Below are 26919 nucleotides of genomic sequence, written 5' to 3'. Positions count from 1 at the left end.
TGCGAATTGCGGCTTGCTGGAAGCATTCTACGCATATAGTCTTCGCTGAAACGGCATAAATTAGCGAATTATAGCATGACTGAGCTGGATCGTATTGATTTGCGGATCCTGGCGGAATTGCTCACTGACGCCCGGGCGAGCCAGATCGAGCTCGCTGAAAAGGTCGGGCTGTCGCCAACGGCCTGCGCGCGCCGCATCCGTCAGCTCGAGGAAAGCGGGATCATCAGGGGCTATCGCGCCGATCTCGAACCGACCGCGCTTGGGCTCGTCACGACCGTCGTCGTCACCATCACGCTGGAAAAACAGAGCGAGGATTATCTGGCGGCGTTCGAGGCGGCGATCGCCCGATGCCCGGATGTCGTGTCCTGCCATTTGATGTCGGGCAGCGACGACTACCATTTGCAGGTGATCGCACGCGACATCGCGGATTTCGAGCGCATCCATAAGCAGCATCTTTCACGAATGCCCGGAGTGGCGCGCATCCATTCGAGCTTTGCGATGCGCGAAGTCGTACGCAGGGCCATCCCCGAGACGGCGTTGCGACGCTAGCCTCTTTGGTCAGCTCGATGCGATCGGCGGCGCGAGGCTATCCGTCACCGATCCGGGAGACGCGCCGCTCTGATAACGCGCAGCCATGGCCTGTGCGATCTCCGCCATCTTCTCGCGCAGCTCGACGGGCTCCAGCACCTCTGCCTCGGCGCCGAAACGTAACAGCTCGGTGGCGGCATGCCACGCCGTCTTTCCGACCGGCAGCACGGCGATGCGCCAGCCATCACGATCAGCCGCTTCCTCGATACGCATGCGCGCCTTCACATAGGGCGGGCTCAAGGCATTCAGCAGTTTGACGTCAAACGGCGACAGCCGCAGGGTGACGGTGTTCGGATGAAGTTCGGCTTCAAGCCGCAGCGTCGCGGCCTGCCAATAGGCCGCGAGATCGAAATCGGCGGGGCGGACGAAGGGCTCATCCTGCACGCTGCAATCCAGAATCCGCGCGACACGATAGGTGCGCACGCTGCCGTCGACACTGCCGGCGAGATACCAGCTGCCACCCTTCAGGACGAGCCCGAGCGGCGCGACGCGGCGCCGCTTTTCCGCCCGCCAGCTGCGATACCGGATGTTGATCGGACGATCACGCAACAGCGCGCCGGCAATCGCGCGCAGATGCACGGGCTCTTCCGCCTCACCGAACCAGTTCGGCGCGTCGAGATGAAAACGTTCCTGCATGCGGCCGGCGTTTTCGCGCAAGTTGGCCGGCAGCGCCGCCATCAACTTGTTCTGCGCGGCCATCATCGCCGCATCGAGGCCGAGCGCGGCTGCTGGCCCGCGCAGTCCCGTCATGAAAAGCGCCTCGGCTTCGGGCGGCGACAATCCGTTTAGCCGCACCCGATAGCCGTCAAGCAGGCGATAGCCGCCTTCCGAACCGCGATCCGCATAGACGGGGATGCCAGCGGCCGCCAGCGCATCGATGTCGCGATAGATGGTGCGCACCGATACCTCGCAGGCTTCCGCGAGCTCGGGTGCGGTAATTCGGCCCCGCGCCTGCAGTGTAGTGAGGATCGACAGCAATCGGCTCGCGCGCATGGCCCCTTAAACCATACCTGACACAGGATGTCAGGTATGGGCAGGCATAGAGGGAGCCCGACCTAAGGCATCCAAGGAGACCTGCCGATGACCACATCCGACCGCATCACCCTCTATTATTCGCCCCAGACGCGCGCCACGGGCACGCGGGTGTTGCTGGAGGAACTGGGAGCCCCCTACGATCTCCACGTCCTGAACATGAAGGCGGGCGAGCAGCGGCAGCCCGCCTATCTCGCCATCAATCCGCTCGGAAAGGTGCCGGCGATCCGTCACTGCGAGGCGCTGGTGACCGAGCAGGTCGCGATCTACATCTATCTCGCCGACCTGTTTCCGAAAGCTGGCCTGACGCCAGCACTCGACGATGCCAGGCGCGGCCCGTATCTGCGCTGGATCGCCTATTACGGTGCCTCCTTCGAGCCCGCCCTGATCGACAAGTTCATGAATCACCCACCGGCGCCAGTGACCCAATCGCCCTACTCCGACTATGAGTCCATGCTCGGCGTGCTCGAGGCGCAGCTTGCCAAGGGGCCCTATTTGCTCGGCGACCGCTTGACCGCGGCCGACATTCTCTGGGGTGTTGCCTTCAGCTGGACAATGATGTTCGGCCTCGTACCGAAGAAGGATGTGTTCGTGCGCTATGCCGAGCGCATCACCTCACGCCCCGCCTTCCAGCGGATCAACGCGGCCGATGACGAGATGGCTGCACAGCATGCCGCAGCCGTCGGCGCGTGACGTGCGTATAGGCAACTTCGGCACGCGACGATTTACATCTTCTCCCTTGTGACGATGCACGGGTGGCGCGCTCCTGCGCGCCATCCGACTTTAGTTGATGAACTGGCCCTCCTCGCTGAGGTCACAAAACGGACAAAGCCATCGTGCCCCTCGACGGGCGCAGCAGGTTGACTTATTTCCGCATTGTCCAAATACTTGACCGAGAACCGGAAGAACCGGTCCCGGCGACAATACAATAATAATTCAGTGGGAGGAACACGATGCCGACTTCACGCAGAACGCTGCTGAAGACTTCTGCGGCTGCCGCCGCTGCTTTCACTTTCGATTGGACCCGCGCGCAGGCACAAGCCGAGACGGTACGCATCGGCCTGATCTACGACCTGACCGGACCCTTTGCCGCCGGCGGATCGGTCGCCTCCTCGATCGGCGCGCAGATCGCCATCGACCTCGTCAACGAGAAGGGCGGCGTCGGCGGCAAGTACAAGATCGCTGCTATCGCCGCCGACTCTCAGAGCAAGCCGGACGTTGCGATCAATGAGGCCAATCGTCTGATCGATCAGGAGAAGATCGACATCATCAACGGCGTCTATGCGAGTTCGCACGCTGTCCCGCTCGCAGCCAAGGTTGAACAGCAGAAGAAGATCCTCTGGATCACAACGGCGGTTTCGACCGCCGTGTTCAAGGACAAGAACCTGCAATACGTCTTCCGCGCGCAAATTCACTCCGATCAATACGGCCAGGCTTTTGCGAGCTTCCTCACCGAGCATGCAAAGCCCAAGCTCGGCATGGAGCCCAAGGACCTCAAGGTCGCCCTGATCCACGAAGACGGCCCCTATGGCGTCGGCGTTGCTGCCGCTGACGAAGCCTACGCCAAGGAGGCGGGCCTGCAGGTCGTGCTCAAGGAAGGCTATTCGGCGTCAGCGCCCGACCTTTCGGTGCTGGTCACCAAGATCAAGCGCGCAAGGGCCGACGTGATCTCGCACGCGGGCTACAATCCCGACATTACCCTGTTCCTGCGCCAGGCGCGCGAGAACGGTCTCAAGTTCAAGATGCTGTTCGGCGCCGGCGCGGGCTACAGCCAGCTCGACAAGTTGCGCGCCACCTTTGGCGCCGACATCGACAATTTCTGCAATATCGATCCGGTGCCCGCGCAGTTGCTCGATCCCACGAAACTCGCGCCCGGCATCGGCGATCTCACGAAAGTGATGGTGGCACGCTACAAGGAAAAGACCAACGCGACCGACGTTCCGCCGCATTGTTCGATGGGATTCAACCAGACCTGGATTCTGCTCAATAACGTCCTGCCGGCCGCCAAAGAGAAATACGGCGGCTTCGATCCGGAAGCGGTTCGCAAGGCTGCGCTCGACGTTGATATTCCACCGGGTGGCACCATCCAGGGCTACGGCGTAAAGTTCTATCGGCCCGGCACGCCGCTCTCCGGCCAGAACGAACGCTCGACGCCGGTCGTGATGCAAAATGCTGGCGAGCATATTTCGGTGGTCTGGCCGACCAACATCAGGACGCAGGACCCGGTATTCCCGCTGCCGAAATCATCGGTGTACGCCGCGTAGCATCGGTGTACGCCGCGTAGCGCGGCGACATTACTGAAATGCCACTTCGGCGAAGCTACGCAGCTTGCGCGAATGCAGGCGCTCCGATTCCTGCCGCTTGAGCCGCTCGAGCGCCTTCAGGCCGATCTCGAGATGCTGGCCGACACGCTGGCGATAGAACTCGCTGGCCATGCCTGCGAGCTTGATCTCGCCGTGCAGCGGCTTGTCCGAGACACAGAGCAGCGTGCCGTAGGGGACGCGGAAACGGTAGCCGTTGGCGGCAATTGCCGCGGACTCCATATCGAGCGCAACGGCGCGCGATTGCGATAACCGCCGGATGACGGACGGACCCGAGATCTCCCAATTGCGGTTGTCCACGCTCGCGACCGTTCCGGTGCGCATCAGCCGCTTGAGCTCAAAGCCGGTAAGTCCCGTGACCTCGCCGACCGCCTCTTCGAGCGCGACCTGCATCTCGGCGAGCGCAGGGATCGGCACCCACAGCGGCAGCTCTTGGTCGAGCACGTGGTCCTCGCGAACATAGCCGTGCGCCAGCACATAGTCGCCAAGCCGTTGGGTGTTCCTGAGACCGGCGCAGTGCCCGATCATCAGCCAGGCATGTGGCCGCAGCACCGCGACATGATCGGTGATGTTGCGCGCATTGGAGGGACCAATCCCGATATTGATCAGCGTGATGCCACGATAGCCTGGCTGGACGAGATGGAAGGCCGGCATTTGCGGTGCACGTCCCGGCGCGGCCCCGCTCGTGCCGCCGCCGAGCCGCGCGCTGTGGTTGATGACGTTTCCCGGCGCCACGAAGCCATCGAGGCCGGGTTCGCCCGAAGCCAGACGCTGCTGGCACGATTGCACGAAGGCATCGACATAGAACTGATAGTTGGTGAAGATCACGAAGTTCTGGAAGTGCTCCGGATCAGTGCCGGTGTAGTGATAGAGCCGGCGTAGCGAATAATCGACACGTGCCGCGCGGAACAGCGACAATGGCTCGGGCCCGGTCCGCGGCAGTTCGAACGTTCCGTCCGCGATGGCGTCGTCCATCGTGGTAAGATCCGGGGTATCGAATACGTCGCGCAGCGATCGCATGCCGACGGCGTAGTTGGTGAGCGCCGCCTCAATGTTGATGTCGCGCCGGTAGGCAAAATGAACGGGGATGGGCTCGCTGGACTCGCCGATCTCGACCGGCACGCCGTGGTTCTCGACGAGCAGCCGGATCTGCTCAGTGAGATAGTTCCGGAACAGATCAGGCCGTGTCACACTCGTCTCGTGCACACCCGGCCCTGCGACGAAGCCATAGGCAAGACGCGAGTCGAGCCGCGCATGGGTTGCTGTCGTCATCCTGACGAACGGATAACAGGCGCGCACATGCGAGGTGAAGGCTTGTCCGTTGAGATAGGCCTCAAAACGATCGCGCAGGAATTGGGTGTTGCGGTCGTAGATGTCTTCGAGCCGGGCCACCGCCGCATCGGCATCGGTGAAGGCCTCGGTTTCGATCGCCGGCGGAGACTGGATCATCAGTGCGGAACACATTTGTCGAACCCAGATCTGTTGTCAGACGGAGGTCGACCCTGAATAGCCTTTTTGCTGGGCCGGAGCTATCTCGGTTATAGCTACGTCTTGCCGATAACAATCGGTGCTGCCGCCAATATGATTTCTGCGCTTGCCGCGACCGCCATGACCAGGGCGGTTTCGCCGGTGGCCTCAGCACGCTCTAGAAGCTGACGCGCCTGCCCTCCTCCGCCGCCCAATAGCCGGCGTAATTGACCTTGATCGTCTCGAAGGCCAGCGCGAGATCCGAAAGCGGCTGGCGGCCGGTGGCGACGCATTCCATAAAATCCTGGATTTCCTGCGTGTAGCCGCGCGTCCATTCTTCCTCGAGGCATATGTACTGCCAGCCGGTCTTGCGATCGACCTTCTCGGTGATGTAGACGCCGGCGAGTTTCTCTTCGCTGGTCTGATAGCTCATCATGTGCGTGTTCGGCGTGATGTTGGCGAATAGGGCGCCGCCGCTGGTATAGGTTTCGATGAGATTGCGCACGCCGCCTGCGATCATGTCGCCAGAGAACACGGTCGCCTTGGTGCCGTCAGAGAAGGTGGCCGTCAGCACGCCCCAATCCTCGACGTCGACCGGGTTTGACTTGATGACGCCCCGTTCGTCCGGGCGCAGGCACGCCGCCACATTGCCGACGTCGCAGGTAACGCTGGAAACGGTGACGGTCTCCCCGCGCGCCTCGGCCTCGACCTGCTTGAGATGGAGCACGGCCGACAGCGGATGACATCCCATCCGGATCAGCGAACCGCCGCCGGTCATCGCCCATTGCGCAGCGTGCGCAGCATGCGAGCCGGAGTGGCTCTCCTCGCCCTTCATGAACAGGATCTTGTCCTTGGTGGCCTTGAGGATCTCGACGGTCTTGGTGATCGCCGGCGCGTAGATCCAGTCCTCCGCATACATGAAGAGCCGGCCGGTCTTTTCGATCGCCGCACGCGTCTTTTCCATTTCCTCCAGCACCCGCGCGTACATCAGCGCTTTCGGCACATGCTTGCCGATCGGCATCTTGTCGCCATCGCGCCCGAAATAACCCGCGAACGGCTTTTCGCAAATCACATGCTTGCCGGTCTGCATCGCCTCGACGATCATCGAGGCGTGCAGATTGGGCGGCGTGCAGATGTCGATGACATCGATATCTGCGTCGGCGATCAGATCGCGGAAGCTGCGATACGCCGTCGGGATCTGGTGACGCCGGGCGAATTCGACGACATGGTCGCCTCTCGCCGCAACCGCCCTGACTTCGACATTGACGCCGTAGACACGCCGGTAGGCGTGCATGTGCAGCTCGGACACGAAGCCGCAACCGGCCAGACCGATCCTGATTTTCGCCATTTCCGGCACGCCTTTCTGTTATCGTCGGTCAAGACCCTTGCGGCGCATCAAGGCGGCGAAGAGTTCGGTCAGGCCGAATTTCCAGGGCTCGCAATCGCCGCTGTGGCGCATGCGATTGATCAGCCGGCCGAGTTTCGGCGTGGCGACCGTCACCAGATCACCCTCGACATGGGTGAAGCCCTGCCCTTTCGCGAAACGGTCCTGGATCGGAGCGAACATCGTACCCAGGAACAGCACAAAACCATCGGGATATTGATGGTTCTCATTGATGGTCTGCGCGACGATGTCGGTTGGGTCGCGGCTGATCTGGGTCAGCGAGGATGCTCCGTGCAGGACGAAGCCTTCCGGCCCCTTCACTTCCAGGCTGATTTCCATCTTCCTGACGTCGTCGAGCGTGAAGGTAGCGTCGAAGAAGCGCACGAACGGTCCGATGGCGCAGGAAGCGTTATTGTCCTTGGCCTTGGACAAAAGCAGGGCCGAGCGTCCCTCGAAATCGCGCAGATTGACGTCATTGCCGAGCGTGGCGCCGACGATGCGGCCGTCGCTCGTCACCACCAGCACCACTTCCGGCTCCGGATTATTCCAGGTCGATTTCGGATGCAGCCCCGCATCAACGCAGGTACCCACCGCCGACAGGACGGGCGCCTTGGTAAACACCTCCGCATCCGGCCCAATGCCGACTTCGAGATATTGGCTCCAGGCATTCTGCGAAACCAATACGTCCTTCACATGTTGCGCTTCGGCCGAGCCCGGCCTCAATTGTGAGAGGTCGGTGCCGACGATCCGCGTCACCTCAGCCCGGATTGCCTCCGCCGAATCCGGATTGCCGCGCGCCCGCTCCTCGATGACACGCTCCAGCATCGAGATGGCGAATGTGACGCCGGCAGCCTTGATCACCTGCAGGTCGATCGGGGCGAGGAGCCACGGCTTCGTCGGATCGCGGGTATCCGGCGGCGTGTTGTTCAGGAGATCCTGCAGCGCGCCGACACGCTCGCCGCGCGCGGCGCGCAGCGCCTGGGCCGGATCGGCAGCCGCAGCAAGCTGGCTGGCAGTCGGAAATTCCTCGGTGATGTCGAAAACGCCATCCCCGCGGATCGCGACCACCGACGGGCCGGCCAGATCGGGACGCCAGATCCGCCCCATCAGCGCGGCGCCGGTGGAATCCTCGGGTAGAATGAAGGCGGCGTCCGTGGTGATCGGCATCGTGGAAGTCCTTGCAAGGTGGCGTCTATGCGGTCCGGGCGACCTCGTGCATAGAAGGGAACCGCGCAGGGGGTCAACACCCTCAGAGCCGGCTACATCGCGGCGCAACATGCAAAATCAGACGATCGGGCAAATGCGGCGAATTGCACACGCTCCATTTACGTCGGACGGCGTGGCGACCGAGCACGGAGCGCGGAGGAGTTTGATACCGCAAAAACTGCATGGAAAGGCCGGAGCTGAGAACCGCCGCCTCATGGCGTCCGAGCCGTCTCGCTGGCCGGCAGGCGTTTTCACCTGCCGGCCGCCACGGAGGGGTGGGTGACGGCGTAGCAGTCGCCACCGATGGCCAAGGCCATCGGCGCGAGTTCAAGAGCACGAGGATAAGACTCGCGTCGTCTTCAAGCTGCCGCTTAGGCCGCCGTTTTAAGCCGCCTCTTTAAGCCAATTCTTTAAGCCGCCTTGGCCTTGGACTTTGCCACATGGCTCGAGATCGCATCCATCAACGGCGGCGACAGGCAGTCATACGGCTCAAGTCCGAGCTCTTTCAGCCTTGCCCTGATCCCAGCCATCTCGCCCGGCTGGACGCCGGACTCCAGCACGGACGATACGAACGCGGCGAACCCTGGCGCGGCCCATCCACTTTCCTGGAACAGTTCGGGATGGATGAAGTCGAGGCCGTAGAAGGGGTGCCCGGTGTTCTCGATCCGGCCGTACATATGCGTGCCGCAGGCCTTGCAGGCATAACGCTGGATCACTGCCGCCGTGTCGACGATCTGCAGCTTGTCGCCGTTCTCGAGCACCGTCACATTGTCGCGCGGGACTACGGCGACGACCGAGAAGATCGCGCCCGGGGGTTTCCAGCACTTGGTGCAGCCGCAAGCGTGGTTGTGGGCGACGTCGCCCTTGATGGCGACCTTAACCGGCCTGTCCGTGCATTTGCAGACAAGGGTGCCGCCGGCGAAATTGCCGGTCCCCTGCTTGACGCCGCTATCGACCGATGGGTGGATATGAACAGTCATAGGCCTATCCTCCTGTTTTTAGAGTTCCCCTAATCAGAACACGACTACCGAGCGGATCGACTTGCCCTGGTGCATGAGATCGAATCCCAGATTGATCTCTTCCAGCTTGAGCACGTGCGTGATCATCGGATCGATCTCGATCTTTCCGTTCATGTACCAGTCGACGATCTTCGGCACGTCGGTGCGGCCGCGCGCGCCGCCGAATGCCGTTCCCTTCCAGACACGGCCGGTCACGAGCTGGAACGGCCGGGTGGCGATTTCCTTGCCCGCTTCCGCGACGCCGATAATCACCGAGACGCCCCAGCCGCGGTGACAGGCTTCGAGGGCCTGCCGCATCACATTGGTATTGCCGGTGCAGTCGAAGGTGTAGTCCGCGCCGCCGTCGGTGAGCCCGACCAGATGCTGGACGATGTCGCTGACCTTGGTCGGGTTGACGAAATGGGTCATGCCGAAACGGCGGCCCCAATCTTCCTTGGAGTCGTTGATGTCGACGCCGACGATCTTGTCGGCACCCACCATCTTGGCGCCCTGGATGACGTTGAGCCCGATGCCGCCGAGACCGAACACGACGACGTTGGCGCCCGGTGTCACCTTGGCGGTGTTCACCACGGCGCCAACACCTGTCGTCACCCCGCAACCGATGTAGCAGCTCTTGTCGAAGGGCGCGTCCTCGCGAATCTTCGCCACCGCGATTTCCGGCAGCACGGTGAAATTCGAGAAGGTCGAACATCCCATATAATGGTAGATCGTCTTGCCCTGATAGCTGAACCGCGATGTGCCGTCCGGCATCAGCCCCTTGCCTTGGGTCGCGCGGATCGCGGTGCAAAGATTGGTCTTGCCGCTCAGGCAGCTTTTGCACTGGCGGCATTCCGGCGTGTAGAGTGGAATCACGTGATCGCCCGGTTTGACCGATGTCACGCCCGGCCCCACTTCGCGGACGATACCTGCCCCCTCATGGCCGAGAATCGAAGGAAAGATTCCTTCGCTGTCGAATCCATCCAGCGTGTAGGCATCGGTGTGGCAGATTCCGGTCGCCTTTATCTCGACGAGAACCTCACCGGCCTTCGGACCTTCCAGGTCCAGTTCGACGATTTCGAGAGGCTTCTTTGCCTCGAAAGCGACAGCAGCGCGGGTCTTCATCTTAGGCTCCACATTCTCTTTTCAAGCGCTTCACAGGTACCGAACGCACACTGCGGATGTTCGGCGTGATCATTTGGTCCCCATGCAGGCTGTTTCCGCCTGAGTGTAGGCGTCGGGTTTGTCTTCACGTTTGGCCGGGCGCACGCGGCCGACAGCATCGAACGCGCGGGCGCGCAGATAGACGTAGAGATCGTCCATGTAGCAGGCGACATTCGGATTATCGCCGAACGCCGGCATGACGCTCTCTTGCGCGGTATTGACGTTCTTGCGACCGCTGGCGACCACCTCGAGAAACTGGGCGTAACTCATCGTCTTGAGCGATTGCTGCAAGGCCGGTGCGTAGGTCGATCCCATTCCGTCAGGGCCATGGCAGACATGGCATTCCGAGTGATAACGGCGATATCCGGAATAGGTGTACCAATCGACCTTCCCGTCGTCCGCGACCTTGAAGGTCGGGTTTCCTTCCTTGTCGAGATACTTGCCATCTTCGGACTTGACGGCGGTCGGATCGGTCGCCTCCGCAAAGGCAATTCTACCAGGCACCACAAGCACGAGAGTGGCTACAATCAACCAGATCTTACGCAAGAGCTCATCCTCGATATCAGATGTAGTTCAACCGGCGCGTGGTGCTAGCCACGCGCCGGGACGAGGTGGTCCTGCTTTACTGCGGCAGCGCGAACACTGTGAGCGTGCCGCCGAGTGCCGTGTAGTTGCTAAGTGCGGCGTAGCCACCGACTGCGCCGAGGCCCGCGGTCGGATCGGTCAGACCTGCGGCAAGGCCGATTCCAGCCCAGCCACCGACACCGGACAGCACGGCCACATACTGCCTGCCACCCTGCTCATAGGTCGTGACGTTGCCGATAATGCCGGACGGAGTCTTGAACTTGTAGAGCTCCTTACCCGTCTTGGCGTCGACCGCCTTCAGGTAGCCTTCCAGCGTTCCGTAGAACACCACGCCGCCGGCCGTCGCGAGCGCTCCCGACCACACCGAGAACGGCTCCTTGTTCGACCAGACGATCTTGCCCTTGTTGTCCCAGGCGATGAAGTTGCCCATGTGGCTTTCGCCTGGAGGCGGATACATCGAGAGCGTCGCGCCGACATAGGGCTGACCCGCGGTGTAGCTCACCTTGAACGGCTCATAGTCCATGCAGACGTGGTTGGTCGGGACATAGAACAGTTGCGTATCGGGCGAGTAAGCCGCCGGCTGCTGATCCTTGGTACCAAGCGCCGCCGGGCAGATACCCTTGACGTTTACGTCCTCACCAGCCTTGTCCGTCGAGTACTGGTCGACGACCTTCGGTCGGCCGTAGGTAGGCGAGTTCTTGTTCATGTCGACGCCGGTGGTCCAGTTGACCTTCGGGTCATACTTCTCGGCCACCAGCAGTTCACCGCTTTCGCGATCCATCGTGTAGGCAAGACCGTTGCGGTCGAAATGGGTCAGCAGCTTGCGAGGCTGGCCATTGAACGTCTGATCGGTAAGGATCATTTCGTTGACGCCATCATAGTCCCATTCGTCGTGAGGCGTCATCTGATAGACCCACTTGGCCATTCCGTCGTCGGCATTGCGCGCGAAGATGGTCATCGACCACTTGTTGTCGCCGGGACGCTGCTTCGGATTCCAGGTCGAGGGATTTCCCGAGCCGTAGTAGACGAGGTTCAGGCTGGGATCATAGGCCATCCAGCCCCATGTGCAGCCGCCACCAATCTTCCACTGGTCGCCCTGCCAGGTCTTGAGGCTCGAGTCCTTGCCGACCGGCTTGCCGAGCTCAGTGGTCTTGACGGGATCAACCTTGATCATATCGTCCGGCCCCTCCGAGTAGGCGCGCCAGACCTGCTTGCCGCTCTTGAGGTCGTAAGCCGTGACGTGGCAATGCACGCCGAACTCGCCTCCCGAGATACCGATTAGAACCTTGTCCTTGACGACCAGTGGCGCAGAAGTGCCCGTCTCGCCCTTGGCGGGGTCCCCGTTCCTTGCAGTCCACTCCACTTTGCCGGTCTTGGCATCCAGGGCAACCAGCGTGGTATCGGCCTGGTGCAGGAAGATCTTGCCGTCGCCATAGGCCACGCCGCGATTAACCGTGTCGCAGCACATCACCGGAATGACGTTCGGATCCTGCTTGGGTTCGTACTTCCAGACGATCTTCTGGTCCTGAGAAAGGTCAAGAGCATAGACCTTGTTCGGGAACGGCGTATGGACGTACATGATGTTGCCGATGATGAGCGGCCCGCCTTCATGGCCGCGCAGCACGCCGGTCGAGAAGGTCCAGGCAACCTGAAGCTTGCCGACATTGGATGCGTTGATCTGGTTTAGCTTCGAGTAGCGTGTATTGGCGTAGTCGCCAGCCGGCTGCACCCAGTCCTTCGGGTTCTGCGACATCTTGATCAGTTCTTCGTTGGCAGAGGCAGCGCCAGCGGCGAATGCCGCCATGGCGCCGAGACAGGTCGCGGATAGCACCTTGCGCATAGTGGATTCCTCCCAGATGTGAACTTTGGGTGCCGTGTAGACGGCCCACTTCTTCCATTGTTGGTCCCTATTCCTATCCCGTCCGGGAATAGGAAACTTGCCCAAGAGCGAACCGGATTTGCTCAATAGCGAAACCAAATTGAATTTTTTGATTCCGGCCTCGCCCCGACGCTCGGGCTCTGCCGCGATGCTGCGAAGCATCATTCCGTAGGCGTGTTCCCGCGCCTCTCGCCGCGACTCCCGACTTAGGTTTCCCTTGACGCCGTCGAAACTAAGTTGGAGGATTGTCAAAGGGATATTCGGAAGATCTGCGCTACTTCCCTGACGCACTGCCTAAATTGGGACCAAATGTCACGACCATCTGACCGACGCCTTGGCGGAGGTTGTAGCCTGTTCTCAAATCGGTGGCTGGGCAATGTCTGAAACAGTTCGTTCACTCAGCACTTCCGGGTTAGCGCCGAAAAAGCAGATACAAACTTGGTCAGATGCGCTGACGGATCTCTGCGGCCAGTTTGACGTCGATCCGCTAGAAGGTTCCTCGCTCGAGGGACGGATCAATTACACTACCGTCTCGCAGCTGAAGCTGTGCCAGATCGAGGCAAGCCAGCATCGCATCGCGCATACGGTCTCGGGCACGAAGTTGAGCGAGCATCCCTACGTCAAGATACTATTCCAGACCTACGGCATCTCGCATTTCGAACAGAATGGCCGTCGCATCGACATCATGCCGGGCGATTGCCTCGCCTATGACGTCTCCTGTCCGCACACGATCGTCAGCCCCTCTTTGACCCGGCACGAGGTCGTGATTGTGCCGAAGGAGCTGCTTCACGAACGCGGCTTCCGCACGGCGAAGATGTTGCCGTGCAAGCTCTCCGCGCGCAATGGCACCGGCCGCATCGCCTACGACTTCGTGCACACGGCGTTTGACGAAGCGAAAAGATTGTCGCCCTACAACGCCATCGGCGTCGCCGATTCGCTGATCGATCTCCTGCTGTTGCCGCTGCGCGAGGCCGACACGGCGTTCGATCGCGTCGGTCCCGAAGCGATGTACATTCGCGCCCAAGCGTTCATTCGCGAACATCTGCGCGATCCGGAGCTATGCATCGACCAGATCTCAGCGGCGCTAGGCTGCACCAAGCGTTACCTGCACATGCTGTTCAGTGACAAGGGCATGACCGTCAGCGATTACATCTGGCGGGCGCGGCTGCTGCACTGCCGCCAGGAGCTGGAGACCCAGCACGGAAAAACGATCACTGATGTCGCATTCTCGTGGGGCTTTTCGAGCTCGTCGCACTTCAGCCGTGTGTTCCGGAAGCATTTCGGGGTGGTCCCGTCAGCAATTCACAAGGCGCACGCCAACGATCCATTGCCCGATGCTTCCTGAACGGTAGCGACGGCAAACTATCTGCTGCGGTATCGACGCTCAGACATCACACACTCTCTTACGCCCCAAGCTCTTACGGCCCCAAGCCTGCGGCTAGAAGGTTGCCTTCAGACCCGCATAGAACGCGCGCGGCCGCGCCGGGGTGACCGTGCGAGGGTCGATGAAATCCACGCCGCCATTGGCGAAATTCGGTACGTCCCCCCTCTCGAAGAACGTCCCGTAGGTCGCGTAGCGATTGTCGAGGATATTGTCGACGCGGCCGTAGATCTGAAACGTCTTGTTGATCTGATACGAGGCGTGAACGTTGAAGACCGAATACCCGGGCAGCCGCGCTGCCTGGTTTGATTCATCGCCGGCGAAATACTGACTTCCGACGAACAGCGCATCGCCTCCCACCTTGAAAGCGTCGGTGACCGCATAGTCGAAGCCGAACTTGACCCGGTTGCGGGGAATCGCCGGGATTCGATTGCCGGGCAGGACCTGGATAAGGCCAGTGACGGGATCGGCGAACGGACTGTGCGAGTTGAGCGTCAAGGGATCGAGGAAACGCGCATCGACGAGCGAATAGCTGGCATAAAGCTGCAGCGTCTTCGACGTCAGATTGACCTGCGCCTCGATGCCCTGGCGCCGTGTCCTGCCCACGTTCTGGAAGTAACCAAAGCCCTGCAACTCACTCGGAATCGCCAGAATGTCGTCGGCGTTGGTCGCGCGGAACGCGCCTACCTTCCAGCCGAGCGTGCCGATATTCAGTTCCTTGGTACCGCGGAAGCCTGCCTCTACCGTACGCGACACGACCTGCTTCAGCGGTGGATCCGCAATCAGGAAGGCCGCGACGATACAGGGGCGCGCCGGGTCGGCGCATGCGAGCTCCAGCGGAGTCGGCGCGCGATTTGCCTCTGAATAGCCGGCATAGGCTGTCAGTTCCGGCGTAATCTTGTAGGTGCCGCCGATCATTGGATTGAAGCGGCTGAAGGTATGACTGCCGTTAAGATCGGTGCCGATCAGATCTTGAAGGTTGATGCTGGCATAATTGAAGCGGCCGCCGCCTGAGATGGAGAACCGGTCCGTTACGTCGAACGTGTCGAGCGCATAGACGCCGGTATACCGGTTGGTGGCGCGAAGCGAGACCGGACCGATCGAAACCGGCTCACCGGAGGGTCCGAGGAATATGCCGCTGCCGCTGACGACGTAGTTTGAGCCGATCGTGCCCAGTTCGGCGCTGGCCCCGAAGCGGGTCACGCCGGAGTCGAAACTGGTGCCGATCATGAACTGGTTGTTGTGGCCGAACAGCTGGTCGGTATTGGTTGCCTGCAGGGTGGCCCCTGTCGTCGTCGAACGCGTGGTCGTCCGGTCGATCTGCCCCAGCACCGCGTCGGCGGGGAACGGGTTTGCGAGCTGGACCCCGTTGAGGCCGTTTGCCGGAACGTCATCGTCGTTGAAGCAAAGCAGCCCCGGATCGGCAGCACATGGCTCCGTCTCCGTCGGGTTTCCGTCCACCGTCTTCTGCCGGAAGGTGCGGACGCGCGCCGAGCCTTCGATCGTCCAGGTCGGCGAAACCTCAACCTTTCCGGTCAGATTGGCATAGGCAACACGGTTATCCGTGGTCTGCGGCGTCGTATAGGTTGCGCCCCAATACTTCTGCAGCAGTTCGACGGGCACCGCCGCGGTCGCCCCGAAATTGTTTTTCGCTACCCCGACGTTGAGGTGAAATTCACTGCTATCGGTGCGGTAGCCGACATCACCATAAAACCGGCGGATCGCCGATTCGGAAAAATTGCGAAAGCCGTTGTCACGCACTCCTTCGAGCGCGCCGTAGACTGACCAATTGTCGAATTGCTGGCCATACTGCGCCGAACTCTGGATACGCCCGAACGAACCGCCCATCGTGTTGATTTCGGCACCCTTGTAGTTGAAGCCGTCCTTCATCAGCACGTTAACGGCTCCGCCGAGGGCATTGAGGCCGAAGGCCGGGTTGTTGGTCACGACGGTCACCGACCGGATCGCGGCTGTCGGAATCAGGTCCCAATTGACGGTGTCGCCGAACGCTTCGTTGATGCGAATCCCGTTCTGGTAGACCGCAAGCCCTTGCGGAGTGCCGGCCACTGGCGATGCAACGAAACCGCGAAATTGTACGTCAGGCATAAACGGATTTCCGGTTGTATCACTGAGGATGACACCCGGCACGTGCTGCTGCAGTGCGACTGCTACGTCGAGCGAGTCCGTTCGCGCGATCTGGCCGGCACCAACGGCGTTGATGGCTGCTGGCACCTTGTCGACATCCATTCCCGAGCGCGCCGTTGGTGTGGGCGCAGTCGGGTAGACAAGAACCCTGCGCACATTGCGTGTTACTCGAGGAGCGGTAGCGCCGCGCGCTGGCCTGGTCGCTGGTCTAGCTGATGTCGGCGGCGGAGCAATGACCTCAATGGCCGGCAATACCTCGCTCTCCGGCGCGCTTTGCGCATAGACGCATTCAGCGCCGGGAACCAGGCAGATTGAAATAGACGCAACTACAAACGGTCGAGTGCCCATCGCTTATCCCCACGCCGAACCGGCTATTGTCCCCGCCGATCCGGCATGAATGATCCTAATGCGGCGTCGAGATCGCGCGCTACCTGTAAAACGTCCGGTTTCACGCGCCCACTCTTTCCCGAACAGGGCCGGGAAAAATTCCCGGATCAGCCGCGTGCGTCGCTGGGAATCACGGCTTCCACCGTTACGCCACCATCTCCGGACGCGATCGTGAGCGAGCCGCCCAAGGCCAGAATGCGCTCGCGCATGCCCGTGAGCCCGAAGCCAAGCTTGTGATCCGGCCGCAATCCGCTGCCATTATCGCTGATGCGCACCAGTGCCCCGCTCCGGTGGTCACGCAGTCCCGCAGATCGCCCGGTCGGCTCGACGGTGACGTTGACGCTGGTTGCGCCTGCATGGCGAAAGACATTGGTCAGTGCTTCCTGGATGGTGCGATAGATCGTCAGATCGGCCGTCTCTCCGGTATCGCCGAGCGATGGTGAAATCGCCGTTTCGATGGTGACGTCGGGATGCGACTCGCCCCACAGCCGCAGGAGCGCGCCAAGCGCGTCGCGAAGTCCGAGCTCCGCCAGTCCTGCCGGCCGCAGTTTCTCGAGAACCCGGCGATTGGTCTGTTGCAAGGCATTGACCTGCTCCAGGATGGCGTTGCCGTGCTTGCGCGTGGCTTCCACGTTCGGCTCGCCTGCATCCGCGATCCGTGTCAGTGCGCTGGCATGTGCCCGCAAGGCAAAGAGATGCGGCCCGAATTCATCATGCAGCTCGCGTGCGATCTCCTTGCGTTCGATGTCTTGCAACGAGACGACGCGCTCGGCCAGGCGTCGCTTGTCTTCGACGGCATTGCCGAGCGTTGTCGCAAGATGATTTAGCTTGTCGCAGATGGCAGCCAATTCCGGCGGCCCGTCCGGCTTCACGCGCGTGTCGTAGCCGCCTGCCTCGATCTTGGTCATCGCGTCCGATACCGTCTTGATCGGCGCGAGCGCCCGACCGACGACCCTGCTCGTAATGAGGAAAAGAACGACCACGATCATCATACCGATCTGGAGCTGAGATATGATCCCGTCCCAGATCTCGGTCATCTCGTCGTTCGGATGTGAGGTGATCAGCAGCGCGCCCGGCTTTCCCTTGACCGAAATTGGCACAGTGACAGTCGTCTTTTCGGGATGAACAAGCGCCACGAACCACGCCGGAGGCGAACGGGCACCTTCAGCGACGGCCAACCGCTCGCTTGCTGTGGCAGGCTCCGCAGCATCGCCCTGTCGCGTGATGCTCACATGACGCAAGCGGTTGAGGTCGTGAACGATTTGGGTCAATCGCGCATCCGGGTCCGGCGCCTCGTCCAGCCCCGCGACGATGGTCTCCACGAACTCGCGTGCCAGTCGCGTGACACTTTGATCTTCAGCCCGAACGCGCGGGCCCGCCTCGAGAACAAGCCGCGCAATGTTGATGGCCAGACCCAGCGTCAGGACGAGCGCGAGCAGCAGGTTGATCCGGGTGAGTAAGGAAAATCGTTGCCACATGGCTGACGTCCACGAGTGCGGTGTCTCTGGTTCCGCCGAAGGAAGCGTTGACAGACGGAAGGAGGCGGCTATCTAATCGAACCGTACAGTAGCATCGCGCGGGTCACATGATCCGTCGATGAGTGAGCTTCGGGGCGGCGGTGATCTGATGCGGTGCAGCAAGTGGATTGACGCAGCTATCGGGGGCCACGGCAAATGCGCGTTCTGATCGTCGATGATCATCGCATCGTCGCTTCGGGCTGCCGTGCCCTGTTCGCGGACGATCCAGCGATCGACATATTGGAAGCCTCTGACGCAGAAAGCGGCGAGCGCGTATTCAGCGAGCAGCGTCCGGATATCTCAGTTCTCGACATCAACCTGCCGACGGTATCCGGATTTGAACTGGCGCGGCGCATCCTCGGGCACGATACGTCGGCGCGCATCATCATGTTCAGCATGAACGACGACCCGGTATTCGCCAAGCGCGCCATTGAAATTGGCGCCAAGGGTTACGTCTCCAAGACGGGAGATCCGCAGGATCTCGTCGAGGCCATCCGCGAAGTCGGAAACGGCGGCGTTTATCTGCCGTCCGCCATGGCGCGGAGCATCGCATTCGCGGGCGCCTCGTTCGCGCAGAGCCCGCTTTCAAAGCTGACCTCGCGCGAGATGGAGATCTTGCGCCTGCTCAGTGCAGGCAAAAGCCTCTCCGAAATCGCCTGGATGATCCACTCCTCCTACAAAACGGTCGCCAACACCTCCTCGATCATGCGTCAGAAACTCGGTGTGAGAACCTCCGCCGAGCTGGTACGGCTGGCCATCACGAACGGCGTCGGCTGACGACGGCACAGCGCTAAAAGTGGTAAAGGCATGACAATCCAAACCGTTTCGACCAACAAAGCGCATGGCGGTGCTCAAGGCGTCTATCGGCACGCCAGCCGCGAGACGCAGACCGACATGACCTTTTCGGTCTATGTCCCGCCGCACGCCGCCGGCGCGAAATTGCCGGTGGTCTACTATCTCTCCGGCCTGACCTGCACGCACGCCAACGTGACTGAGAAGGGCGAATTCCGCAGCGCCTGCGCCGAGCTTGGACTGATCTTCGTGGCGCCCGACACCAGCCCGCGCGGCGAAGGCGTGCCTGGCGATCCCGCCAATGCCTACGATTTCGGGCTTGGCGCCGGCTTCTATGTCGATGCGATACGCGACCCGTTCATGCGCAATTACCGCATGTGGAGCTATGTCACGGATGAATTGCCAAAGCTTGTCAGCGAGAATTTTCCCGTCGATCCTGTCAGGCAATCCATTCTTGGCCACTCCATGGGCGGTCACGGCGCCCTGACCGTTGCGCTGCGCCATCCCGGCCGCTATCGCGCGGCAAGCGCGTTTGCGCCGATCGTCGCGCCCTCGCAGGTACCTTGGGGGATCAAGGCGCTCGGTGGCTATCTTGGCGATGACCGGCAAGCCTGGCGCAAACACGACACCGTTGCGTTGATCGAGGACGGCGCCAGATTGCCGGATCTCTTGGTCGACTACGGCGATGCCGATCAGTTTCTGACCGAGCAGCTCCGCCCCGAACTGCTGCAAAGCGCGTGCGAGAAAGCGAGCATCCCCCTCACCTTGCGCCGGCAGCCCGGCTATGACCACAGCTACTATTTCATCTCCACGTTCATGGCTGACCATCTGCGCTGGCATGCCGAACGTCTCAAGGGCTGAATTGGCGCAACAGAATTGAGTTGCAAGCCAAGACAATTCGGTCATGGTTCAAGCGATAAGGTCTTCCGCCCGACAAAATCGGGAGGACCGGTCAGGGAGAAACCATGATCCGCTGGTTGGTCGCTGTGATCAGCTTGAGCATTGCGGCTACCTCTGTGCGCGCGGCCGATCCGATCGAGATCGGCATCGGCTATCTCGGCCGCGCTGGCGTCAAGCCGAAATTGTCGCTGGTCGAACTGCCGGCCGAGAATGACGGGGTCGCCGGCGCTCGTCTTGCCATCGAGGATAACAACACCACGGGCAAGTTCCTCAATCAGCATTTCAAGCTGGAGGAAGTTCGGCTCAAGGAAAACGAGGACGTTGCGAAGGCTGCAGCAACGCTTGCCGAGCGGACCGGCTTCATCATCGCCGATCTTCCGGCCGACGATCTCTTGAAGGCAGCCGACGCGCTACGCGAGCGCGGAACGCTGCTCCTGAATGCGGGCTCAACCGACGATCGGCTGCGCGAGCAGGATTGCCGAGCAAACGTCATCCATGTTGCGCCGACGCGCTCCATGCTGGCGGACGCACTCGCCCAGTATCTGGTGTTGAAGCAATGGAAACGCTGGCTGTTCGTCGTCGGCTCGCATGAGCAGGACAAGCTCTATGCCGATGCCCTTCGCCGCGCGGCAACGCGCTTCGGCGCCAAGATCGTCCAGGAACGAACTTTTGAGGATACCGGCGGTGCCCGCCGCACCGACAGCGGCGTCACCCTGATCCAGCGGCAAATGCCTGTTTTCACCCAGCAGGCGCCGGCCTATGACGTTCTCGTTGCGGCTGATGAAAGCGAGGTGTTCGCGTCCTACCTGCCCTACCGCACCTGGGACCCGCGTCCGGTGGCAGGCTCGGCCGGCCTGGTTCCAACCAGTTGGCATGCCGCGCAGGATCAGTGGGGCGCAATCCAGATCCAGAACCGGTTCGTAAAGTTGAATTCGCGACAGATGACCGCACTGGATATGCAAGCCTGGACCGCCGTGCGTATGATCGGGGAAGCGACGTCGCGCATCAAGTCCGGCGATCCGAAGGCGGTAACGGATTTCCTCAAAGGACCAAACTTTTCGATCGCGGCGTTCAAGGGCCGGCGGCTGACGCTGCGCGACTGGAATCTGCAGCTTCGTCAACCGATCCTGCTGGTCGATGGGCGCATGGTGGTCTCGGTCTCGCCGCAGGAAGGATTTCTGCATCAGGTGTCCGAGCTCGATACGCTTGGCACTGACCGGCCGGAAACCAAATGCAAGCTACGCTGAAGGAGGAGAGATTGCGTATGTGGCGATGTTGCCTGCTTTCCGTAACGGCTGCGTGGCTCGCAATGGTGACCCCCGCCTCGGCCTTCATCGCCTATGTCTCCAACGAGAAGAGCAACACGGTATCGGTGATCGATACCAACACTTGGACCGTCACCAAGACGATTAAAGTCGGGCAGCGACCGCGCGGCATCGAATTCACCAGGGACGGCAAGTTTGTCTTCGTGGCGGTCGGCGACGACGACAGCATCCAGGTCATCGACGTTGCCAAGCAGGAAGTCGTCGATACCCTGCCTTCGGGTCCGGATCCCGAGTTGTTCGCGCTCGATGCTGACGGCAAGATGCTCTACGTCGCCAACGAAAACGACAACACGGTGACCATCATCGACGTCGAGAAGCGCACCCGTCTCGGCGAAATTCAGGTCGGCGTCGAGCCGGAAGGCATGGCCATCAGCCCGGACGGCAAGATCCTGATCAATACGTCCGAGACGACCAACATGGCGCATTTTATCGATACCACGACGCGCCAGATCGTCGCCAATGTGCTGGTAGATGCACGCCCACGCTACGCCGAGTTCAAGCGTGACAATTCCGAAGTGTGGGTATCGTCGGAAATCGGCGGCACGATTTCGGTGATCGACCCGGTTAAGCGGGAAATTACGAAGAAGATTACATTCGAGATTCCCGGCCTGCGGAGCGAAGCCATCCAGCCGGTCGGCATCGGCATGACCAAGGACGGCAACACCGCTTTCGTCGCGCTTGGCCCGGCCAATCGCGTCGCGGTTGTCGACGCCACCACCCACAGGGTCACCAAATATCTCCTGGTGGGCCAGCGGGTCTGGCACATGGCGTTCACCCCGGATGAGAAATATCTGCTGGTTACCAATGGCGTGTCGAACGACGTTTCGGTGATCGACGTCGCGGCGCAAAAGGTCATCAAGACGATCCAGGTCGGCGAGCTGCCCTGGGGAGTCACGATTGCACAACCATGACAGCCACTGATGCATTTTCCGACGATCAGAACACGCGGGACATCCCCTCCCGGCCCGAAGCCGCGGAGATACGCGCATTGTCGATCGACGGCGTCAGTCACTCCTATGGCACCCGGCGCGCCCTCATCGACGTTGGCTTTTCCGTCGCGCCAGCAAGTTTCACTGCGCTGCTTGGCCTTAACGGCGCCGGCAAGAGCACGCTGTTCTCGCTGATCACACGGCTGTTCGGAATCCAGCACGGACGCATCGGAATTTTCGGCCATGACGTCGCGCGATCTCCCGGCGAAGCGTTGCGGCTGCTCGGCGTGGTATTCCAGCCCCGCACGCTCGACCTTGACCTTTCGGTGACACAGAACCTGCTCTATCACGCCGCGCTGCACGGAATTGGCCGGCGCGATGCCCGCGGGCGCAGCCAGGAGGTGCTGGCGCGCATCGGCCTTTCCGACCGCGCCAGCAGCAAGGTACGCGACCTCTCTGGAGGTCAGATGCGGCGACTGGAGATCGCGCGGGCCCTGCTGCACCGACCACGCCTTCTCCTGCTCGACGAGGCAACTGTCGGCCTCGACGTCAAGGCACGCGCGGACATCTTAGGCCATGTCCGCCAGCTCGTCGCCGAACAGGGAATAAGCGTGCTGTGGGCGACCCATCTGTTCGACGAGATCGGTACCAATGATGATCTCGTCGTGCTGCATCAGGGACGGGTATTGGCCCAAGGCAAGGTGGCGCGGGTGATCGCCGATGCCGGCGGCAGCGATATCAATACGGCCTTCATGCGGCTCACCGGCTCCGCCGCGCCGGACGGAGGCCAGACGTCATGACATCAGTAACTCTCGAGCCGGTCCGTCGCGGCTTCTCGCTCGCCGAATATCTAACCTGCCTCAGCGGCATCGTGTGGCGCGAAGCGCTTCGCTTCCTGCATCAGCGCGAACGGTTCATCTCGGCGCTGGTGCGGCCCCTGGTATGGCTGTTCATCTTCGCCGCCGGCTTCCGTCAGGTGCTCGGCCTCTCCATTATCCCTCCGTACGAAACCTACATTCTGTACGAGGTCTACATCGCGCCCGGCCTGATGGCGATGATCCAGCTGTTCAACGGCATGCAGTCCTCGCTCTCGATGGTCTATGATCGCGAGATGGGCAATATGCGCACGCTGCTGGTGAGCCCGCTGCCCCGATGGTTCCTGCTGTCCTGCAAGCTGCTGGCGGGAACCGCAGTGTCACTGCTTCAGGTCTACGCCTTCCTGCTGATCGCCTGGTTCTGGGATATCGCGCCGCCGCCGACCGGCTACCTCACCGTGCTGCCGGCGCTGGTGCTTTCAGGCCTGATGCTCGGCGCGCTGGGGATGCTGATCTCGTCCGGCATCAAGCAGCTCGAGAACTTCGCGGGCGTGATGAACTTTGTGATCTTCCCGATGTTCTTTGCTTCGTCGGCGCTCTATCCCTTGTGGCGCATTCTGGAGAGCAGCCCGGTGCTCTACTATGTCTGCCTGTTCAATCCGTTCACGCATGCGGTGGAGCTGATACGTTTCGCGCTGTATGGGCAGATGAACTGGATCGCGTTCGCGGTCGTCGCAGGCTGCACGATCGCCTTCATGATTGGCGCCATCCTCGCATATGATCCGTCGCGCGGCCTGATCCGCCGCGGGCCGGCCGGAGGCGAAACATGAAGTATCGGACCACGATCGCAATCTCGCTCGCCGTTACGGCAACGATCAGGTTCGCCCATGCTGCCGATCCGCGCTACCCCGACTGGCCGTGCACGCAGGCCAAAGTGCCCGAGATTTCGCTCGCAGCGGTTTGGGCAGGCCCACCGCTCGACGACGTCGCCGGCAAGTGGAAGGATGATCCCAACGTCAGCGCGCTGGTGGCGAAGCTCGCGGCACGGCGTACCCCGATCGAGGAAGCGCAAAAAGCGATCACAGACTATCTGAACGGTGCCGCCGACAAGACCGCCAGCGGAAAGCTGCTGTTTGCCGGCCTGTTCGAATCCCTCAATGCGCAGCGCTCCCAGGTCATGAACGGGCTGGAGCGCGTCACCCGCAAGCAGCGTGAAGCCGCGGACAAAATCCGCTCGGACACACTTGCCCTGCAAGCGCTGCGGAGTGAGTCACAACCTGACCAGGCGAAGATCGACGAACTCAGCAATCAGCTCGTCTGGCAGACCCGCATCTTCGAAGACCGCCGGAATGTCATCAAATTCGTCTGCGAGGTGCCTACGGCCATCGACCAACGGCTGTTCGCGCTCGGGCGGAGCATTCAGCAGGAGATCGAATAGCTGCTAACGCGGTGACGAAGTCTCCTCAATCATCCGCGGTTCGGGCTGCGATTCCATCAAATCCAGGCCGGCGCGCTCCCAACCGTCGGTTCCCTCGGGGTACCACGCTACGTTGGAATAGCCGTAGGTCAGGATTCGCTTGGCCGCGTTCCAGGACATCCAGCAATCGGCCAGACAATAGACCACGATGAGCGCGGCGCTATTACCTGCCGTCGCGCGAACGAGCCCGCGCTTCAGATAGTCCTCCGTCGCGGCTGCGAGCTTTCCGTAACCGGTATCCGGAAGCCACAGGCTGCCGGGAATGTTGAGTCGCGGCTGGTCGCGCCAGATTGTGCCTGCGGGAAGATTTTGCGGCTTCGGCGCGCGAGGCATGACGTCGAGGAAGATGCCTGCCCTTGCGCGCCAGATCTTCTCGGCCTCCTCAGTTGTCAGAACCCGTACGCCGGAGAGGGTCGCAGGAACCGGCGCACGGTAATCGTCCATGCGATATCCGTCGGGTTCGGGAGGTTTGTCTTGCGCTGAGGCCGAGACAATGAACGAGAGCGCCGCAAGGATCAGGCCCGCGAGCTTTTCTTTCATTGCAATTTCGTTGCCGTCTCCGCGCCGATCGGCCGGTCGTTCTCGTCGAGCAAGGGAACGCCATAGTCCAGCAGTATCTTGTTGATCGCGGGCTGGTTTTCCTGGATCAGGCGATTGAGCAACCGCTTCCAGTTCTGGTCGGCCCCCCGCACCCCCATTCCGATACGAAACGCAAGTCGCGGGCCCGTCTTTTCCTTCACCAGTGGCGTGACATGGAGCGGCGGGTTCGCCTTCTTCGCATAGAAGCCCGCCATCGGTCCCCAGAGAACGCCGGCGTCGATCTTACCGGACACCAGGTCGGCAATCATGGCCTCCGCTGACGAATCCAGGCGGGTATCGACCATCAGGTGATACGGTCTGGCATTCGCCATCAACCCGTTGACCGCCATGTTCGTCGCAGGCGGCGTGCCGGCCACGATGCCGATATGCTTGCTCTTCAAGCGCTCGTCTTCCAGCGTCGTCACTTCTTCGAGGCCACTGCCTTTCTTGGCGACCAGCGCGTAGGCGGTGCGGTAATAGGGATTGGTGCCCTGAACAAGATCGTCGCCTTGTGGGAAGCCCATGATCACGTCGCAACGATGGGCGCCAAGTGTCATCCGGACGAAGCCTGTCGCCTGCGGGAAATACGTGTAGTCCAATTTCTTCTGCAGCTTCTCGGCAAACAGCTCCGCGAGCTTGTTCTCGAACCCTTCGCCCTTGTCGTTGGAGAACGGCAAATTGTGCGGATCGGCGCAGACGCGCAACACCTTGGGATCCACGAGCTCAATCGACAGATCGCCGCCTTCCTTGATCTGCGCGCGCGCCGGGTCGCTCCCGAAGAACGCCGCGAGCATCACCAAAGCTGAAATCGCCAGCCAGCGCTTCTGGCTGGCATATGTCATCGAAACCTGCTGCACTTCCGGCTCGCTATTGTTGCCAAGTCGCAATGGCTATCGGCAACCTCGACGAACGAAGTTCCGTTGAAGCCGCAGACAAGCAAAATGCTATGCTTGTCAATTGGGGCGCGCAACAGGAATAATCCCGCCGAACTCGCCGTCCGTGCTGCGACGCAAACGCAGTCCGCGATCAATCGAACTACCCACAGCGCTTCGCGAAGAGACGAAGGCCGAATTATGGCTCACCCCGCATGGATCCTTGCCGCCTTCGCGATGATCGCCACGACCACAGCTGCCTTCGCCCAGCAACGGGAGCTGCCCGTCAATTCCGTCGCGGATGGCGTATTCGTGTATACCGGCCAGACCGCACAGATGACGCGCGAAAACGATGGCGCGATTGCGAATGTCGGCTTCATCGTCGGCGAGGACGCGGTCGCGGTGATCGATACGGGCGGCAGTCTCCGCGAAGGACGGCGATTGATGGCCGCCATTCGCGCGCGAACCAGCAAGCCGATCCGCTACGTTATCAACACCCATGGCCATCCCGATCACATCTTCGGCAACGGCGCCTTCGTACAGGACGGAACGAACTTTGTTGGTCATGCGAACCTGCCGCGTACGCTCGCCGCACGCGGGCAGTTCTATCTCGATGCGTTTCGCCGCAGCATGGGCGATGAATTGATCGATGAAATACGCATCGTGCCGCCAACGTTGCTCGTCAACGGTACACTCAATCTCGATCTCGGCGCACGAAACCTCATCGTGCGGGCATGGCCTGCCGCCCATAGCGATTGCGATCTCACTGTGTTCGATGAAAAATCCGGAACCCTGTTTGCAGGCGATCTGGTTTTTCTGACCCACACGCCCGTGCTGGACGGCAGCATCCGCGGCTGGCTCGGCGTCATCGGCGAGCTCGCTGCCCTGCCCGCGCAGCGCGTAGTTCCCGGCCACGGCCCGGTGAGCGATTGGCCCGCCGCCCTCGCCGACGAGCGCCGTTATCTCGAAACACTGGCCGCAGACGTGCGCGGGCTCGTCGCCCGTGGTGAGCCGATTGCGGCGGCGCCAGGAAAGGCCGCGGCCTCCGAGCGATCGCGATGGGAATTGTTCGACGATTTCAACGCCCGCAACGCAACCGCAGCATTCTCGGAAATTGAATGGGAATAGCGCGCGCATTGACCTATATTGCCGTCGTTGCGCCCCTGTCGTGAAGGTGGT

24 protein-coding genes are annotated in these 26919 nt (G+C 61.4%); 12 read left to right on the top strand and 12 right to left on the bottom strand.

From position 1 onward, the window contains the following. The first annotated feature begins 75 nt into the window (after positions 1 to 75). Positions 76 to 549 carry an Lrp/AsnC family transcriptional regulator gene (locus J6524_RS16280; protein ID WP_225672222.1) on the top strand — a complete coding sequence of 158 codons (474 nt, stop codon included), beginning with the start codon at positions 76 to 78 and terminating at the stop codon, positions 547 to 549. 9 nt (positions 550 to 558) lie between these two features. Here the strand turns inward: J6524_RS16280 and J6524_RS16275 are convergent, their stop codons facing one another. After that, a complete protein-coding gene (locus J6524_RS16275) occupies positions 559 to 1581 on the bottom strand; it encodes a helix-turn-helix transcriptional regulator (protein ID WP_225672220.1) in 1023 nt (340 codons plus the stop codon). 87 nt (positions 1582 to 1668) lie between these two features. On the opposite strand from J6524_RS16275, the gene J6524_RS16270 reads away from it, so the two are divergent. Further along, positions 1669 to 2313: a glutathione S-transferase family protein gene (locus tag J6524_RS16270; RefSeq protein ID WP_225672218.1), complete on the top strand. Its 645-nt coding sequence runs from the start codon at positions 1669 to 1671 to the stop codon at positions 2311 to 2313. A 260-nt stretch (positions 2314 to 2573) separates the two neighbouring features. Beyond that, on the top strand, positions 2574 to 3884 hold the full coding sequence (locus tag J6524_RS16265) for an ABC transporter substrate-binding protein (protein WP_225672216.1): 1311 nt from the start codon (positions 2574 to 2576) through the stop codon (positions 3882 to 3884). 30 nt (positions 3885 to 3914) lie between these two features. Here the strand turns inward: J6524_RS16265 and J6524_RS16260 are convergent, their stop codons facing one another. From J6524_RS16260 to xoxF5, 7 genes are all read right to left on the bottom strand, one after another. Further along, positions 3915 to 5405: an AMP nucleosidase gene (locus J6524_RS16260; protein ID WP_225672214.1), complete on the bottom strand. Its 1491-nt coding sequence runs from the start codon at positions 5403 to 5405 to the stop codon at positions 3915 to 3917. Between the two features lie 181 nt (positions 5406 to 5586). Beyond that, positions 5587 to 6756, bottom strand: a complete 1170-nt coding sequence (locus tag J6524_RS16255) for a Gfo/Idh/MocA family protein (RefSeq protein WP_225672212.1) — start codon at positions 6754 to 6756, stop codon at positions 5587 to 5589. An 18-nt stretch (positions 6757 to 6774) separates the two neighbouring features. Further along, positions 6775 to 7959 carry a fumarylacetoacetate hydrolase family protein gene (locus tag J6524_RS16250; protein WP_225672210.1) on the bottom strand — a complete coding sequence of 395 codons (1185 nt, stop codon included), beginning with the start codon at positions 7957 to 7959 and terminating at the stop codon, positions 6775 to 6777. 449 nt (positions 7960 to 8408) lie between these two features. Continuing rightward, positions 8409 to 8978: an S-(hydroxymethyl)glutathione synthase gene (gene gfa, locus J6524_RS16245; RefSeq protein WP_225672208.1), complete on the bottom strand. Its 570-nt coding sequence runs from the start codon at positions 8976 to 8978 to the stop codon at positions 8409 to 8411. 33 nt (positions 8979 to 9011) lie between these two features. Continuing rightward, on the bottom strand, positions 9012 to 10118 hold the full coding sequence (locus J6524_RS16240; RefSeq protein WP_225672206.1) for an S-(hydroxymethyl)glutathione dehydrogenase/class III alcohol dehydrogenase: 1107 nt from the start codon (positions 10116 to 10118) through the stop codon (positions 9012 to 9014). Positions 10119 to 10187: 69 nt separating this feature from the next. Then, entirely contained in the window at positions 10188 to 10703 is a 516-nt protein-coding gene (locus J6524_RS16235) for a c-type cytochrome, methanol metabolism-related (protein WP_249789478.1), read from the bottom strand. Between the two features lie 76 nt (positions 10704 to 10779). Then, entirely contained in the window at positions 10780 to 12582 is a 1803-nt protein-coding gene (gene xoxF5 / locus J6524_RS16230; RefSeq protein WP_225672204.1) for a lanthanide-dependent methanol dehydrogenase XoxF5, read from the bottom strand. A gap of 415 nt (positions 12583 to 12997) precedes the next feature. Between xoxF5 and J6524_RS16225 the strand changes: the two genes are divergently transcribed. Further along, entirely contained in the window at positions 12998 to 13966 is a 969-nt protein-coding gene (locus J6524_RS16225) for a helix-turn-helix domain-containing protein (protein WP_225672202.1), read from the top strand. Positions 13967 to 14059: 93 nt separating this feature from the next. Here J6524_RS16225 and J6524_RS16220 read toward each other — a convergent pair whose 3' ends face one another. Together J6524_RS16220 and J6524_RS16215 are read right to left on the bottom strand one after the other, a co-directional pair. Further along, the gene (locus J6524_RS16220; RefSeq protein ID WP_225672200.1) at positions 14060 to 16495 is read right to left on the bottom strand and encodes a TonB-dependent receptor; all 2436 of its coding nucleotides are present in this window, start codon (positions 16493 to 16495) and stop codon (positions 14060 to 14062) included. Positions 16496 to 16641: 146 nt separating this feature from the next. Further along, the gene (locus J6524_RS16215; protein WP_225672198.1) at positions 16642 to 18012 is read right to left on the bottom strand and encodes a histidine kinase; all 1371 of its coding nucleotides are present in this window, start codon (positions 18010 to 18012) and stop codon (positions 16642 to 16644) included. 195 nt (positions 18013 to 18207) lie between these two features. Here J6524_RS16215 and J6524_RS16210 point away from each other — a divergent pair, with 195 nt between their 5' ends. The 7 genes from J6524_RS16210 to J6524_RS16180 all read left to right on the top strand — a co-directional run bounded on the left by J6524_RS16210 (position 18208) and on the right by J6524_RS16180 (position 24250). Further along, entirely contained in the window at positions 18208 to 18828 is a 621-nt protein-coding gene (locus tag J6524_RS16210; protein WP_225672196.1) for a response regulator transcription factor, read from the top strand. 30 nt (positions 18829 to 18858) lie between these two features. Continuing rightward, positions 18859 to 19704 carry an S-formylglutathione hydrolase gene (fghA, locus tag J6524_RS16205; protein WP_225672194.1) on the top strand — a complete coding sequence of 282 codons (846 nt, stop codon included), beginning with the start codon at positions 18859 to 18861 and terminating at the stop codon, positions 19702 to 19704. Between the two features lie 104 nt (positions 19705 to 19808). Further along, positions 19809 to 20990, top strand: coding sequence for a lanthanide ABC transporter ABC transporter substrate-binding protein PedA1 (pedA1, locus tag J6524_RS16200; RefSeq protein ID WP_225672192.1), 1182 nt, complete (start codon positions 19809 to 19811; stop codon positions 20988 to 20990). Next, complete coding sequence (locus tag J6524_RS16195) at positions 20975 to 21979, top strand: YVTN family beta-propeller repeat protein (protein WP_225672190.1); 1005 nt, start codon at positions 20975 to 20977, stop codon at positions 21977 to 21979. Before pedA1 ends, J6524_RS16195 begins: the two co-directional genes overlap by 16 nt. Next, positions 21976 to 22797: a lanthanide ABC transporter ATP-binding protein PedB/LutE gene (gene pedB / locus J6524_RS16190; RefSeq protein WP_225672188.1), complete on the top strand. Its 822-nt coding sequence runs from the start codon at positions 21976 to 21978 to the stop codon at positions 22795 to 22797. Before J6524_RS16195 ends, pedB begins: the two co-directional genes overlap by 4 nt. After that, entirely contained in the window at positions 22794 to 23642 is an 849-nt protein-coding gene (gene pedC / locus J6524_RS16185; protein WP_225672186.1) for a lanthanide ABC transporter permease protein PedC, read from the top strand. The genes pedB and pedC overlap by 4 nt, the downstream gene beginning before the upstream one ends. Next, positions 23639 to 24250 (top strand): hypothetical protein, encoded by a 612-nt coding sequence (locus J6524_RS16180; protein ID WP_225672184.1) that lies wholly within the window; start codon positions 23639 to 23641, stop codon positions 24248 to 24250. Before pedC ends, J6524_RS16180 begins: the two co-directional genes overlap by 4 nt. Positions 24251 to 24253: 3 nt before the next feature. Here J6524_RS16180 and J6524_RS16175 read toward each other — a convergent pair whose 3' ends face one another. Together J6524_RS16175 and J6524_RS16170 are read right to left on the bottom strand one after the other, a co-directional pair. Further along, a complete protein-coding gene (locus J6524_RS16175; RefSeq protein ID WP_225672182.1) occupies positions 24254 to 24829 on the bottom strand; it encodes a PQQ-dependent catabolism-associated CXXCW motif protein in 576 nt (191 codons plus the stop codon). Continuing rightward, positions 24826 to 25662: a substrate-binding domain-containing protein gene (locus J6524_RS16170; protein WP_376712032.1), complete on the bottom strand. Its 837-nt coding sequence runs from the start codon at positions 25660 to 25662 to the stop codon at positions 24826 to 24828. Before J6524_RS16170 ends, J6524_RS16175 begins: the two co-directional genes overlap by 4 nt. A 315-nt stretch (positions 25663 to 25977) precedes the next feature. Between J6524_RS16170 and J6524_RS16165 the strand changes: the two genes are divergently transcribed. Further along, a complete protein-coding gene (locus tag J6524_RS16165; protein ID WP_376712031.1) occupies positions 25978 to 26868 on the top strand; it encodes a quinoprotein relay system zinc metallohydrolase 2 in 891 nt (296 codons plus the stop codon). The last annotated feature ends 51 nt before the right edge of the window (positions 26869 to 26919 follow it).

It is taken from the genome of Bradyrhizobium hereditatis, assembly GCF_020329435.1.
GTDB lineage: Bacteria > Pseudomonadota > Alphaproteobacteria > Rhizobiales > Xanthobacteraceae > Bradyrhizobium > Bradyrhizobium hereditatis.
This window is presented reverse-complemented; position numbering and strand designations above follow the sequence as displayed.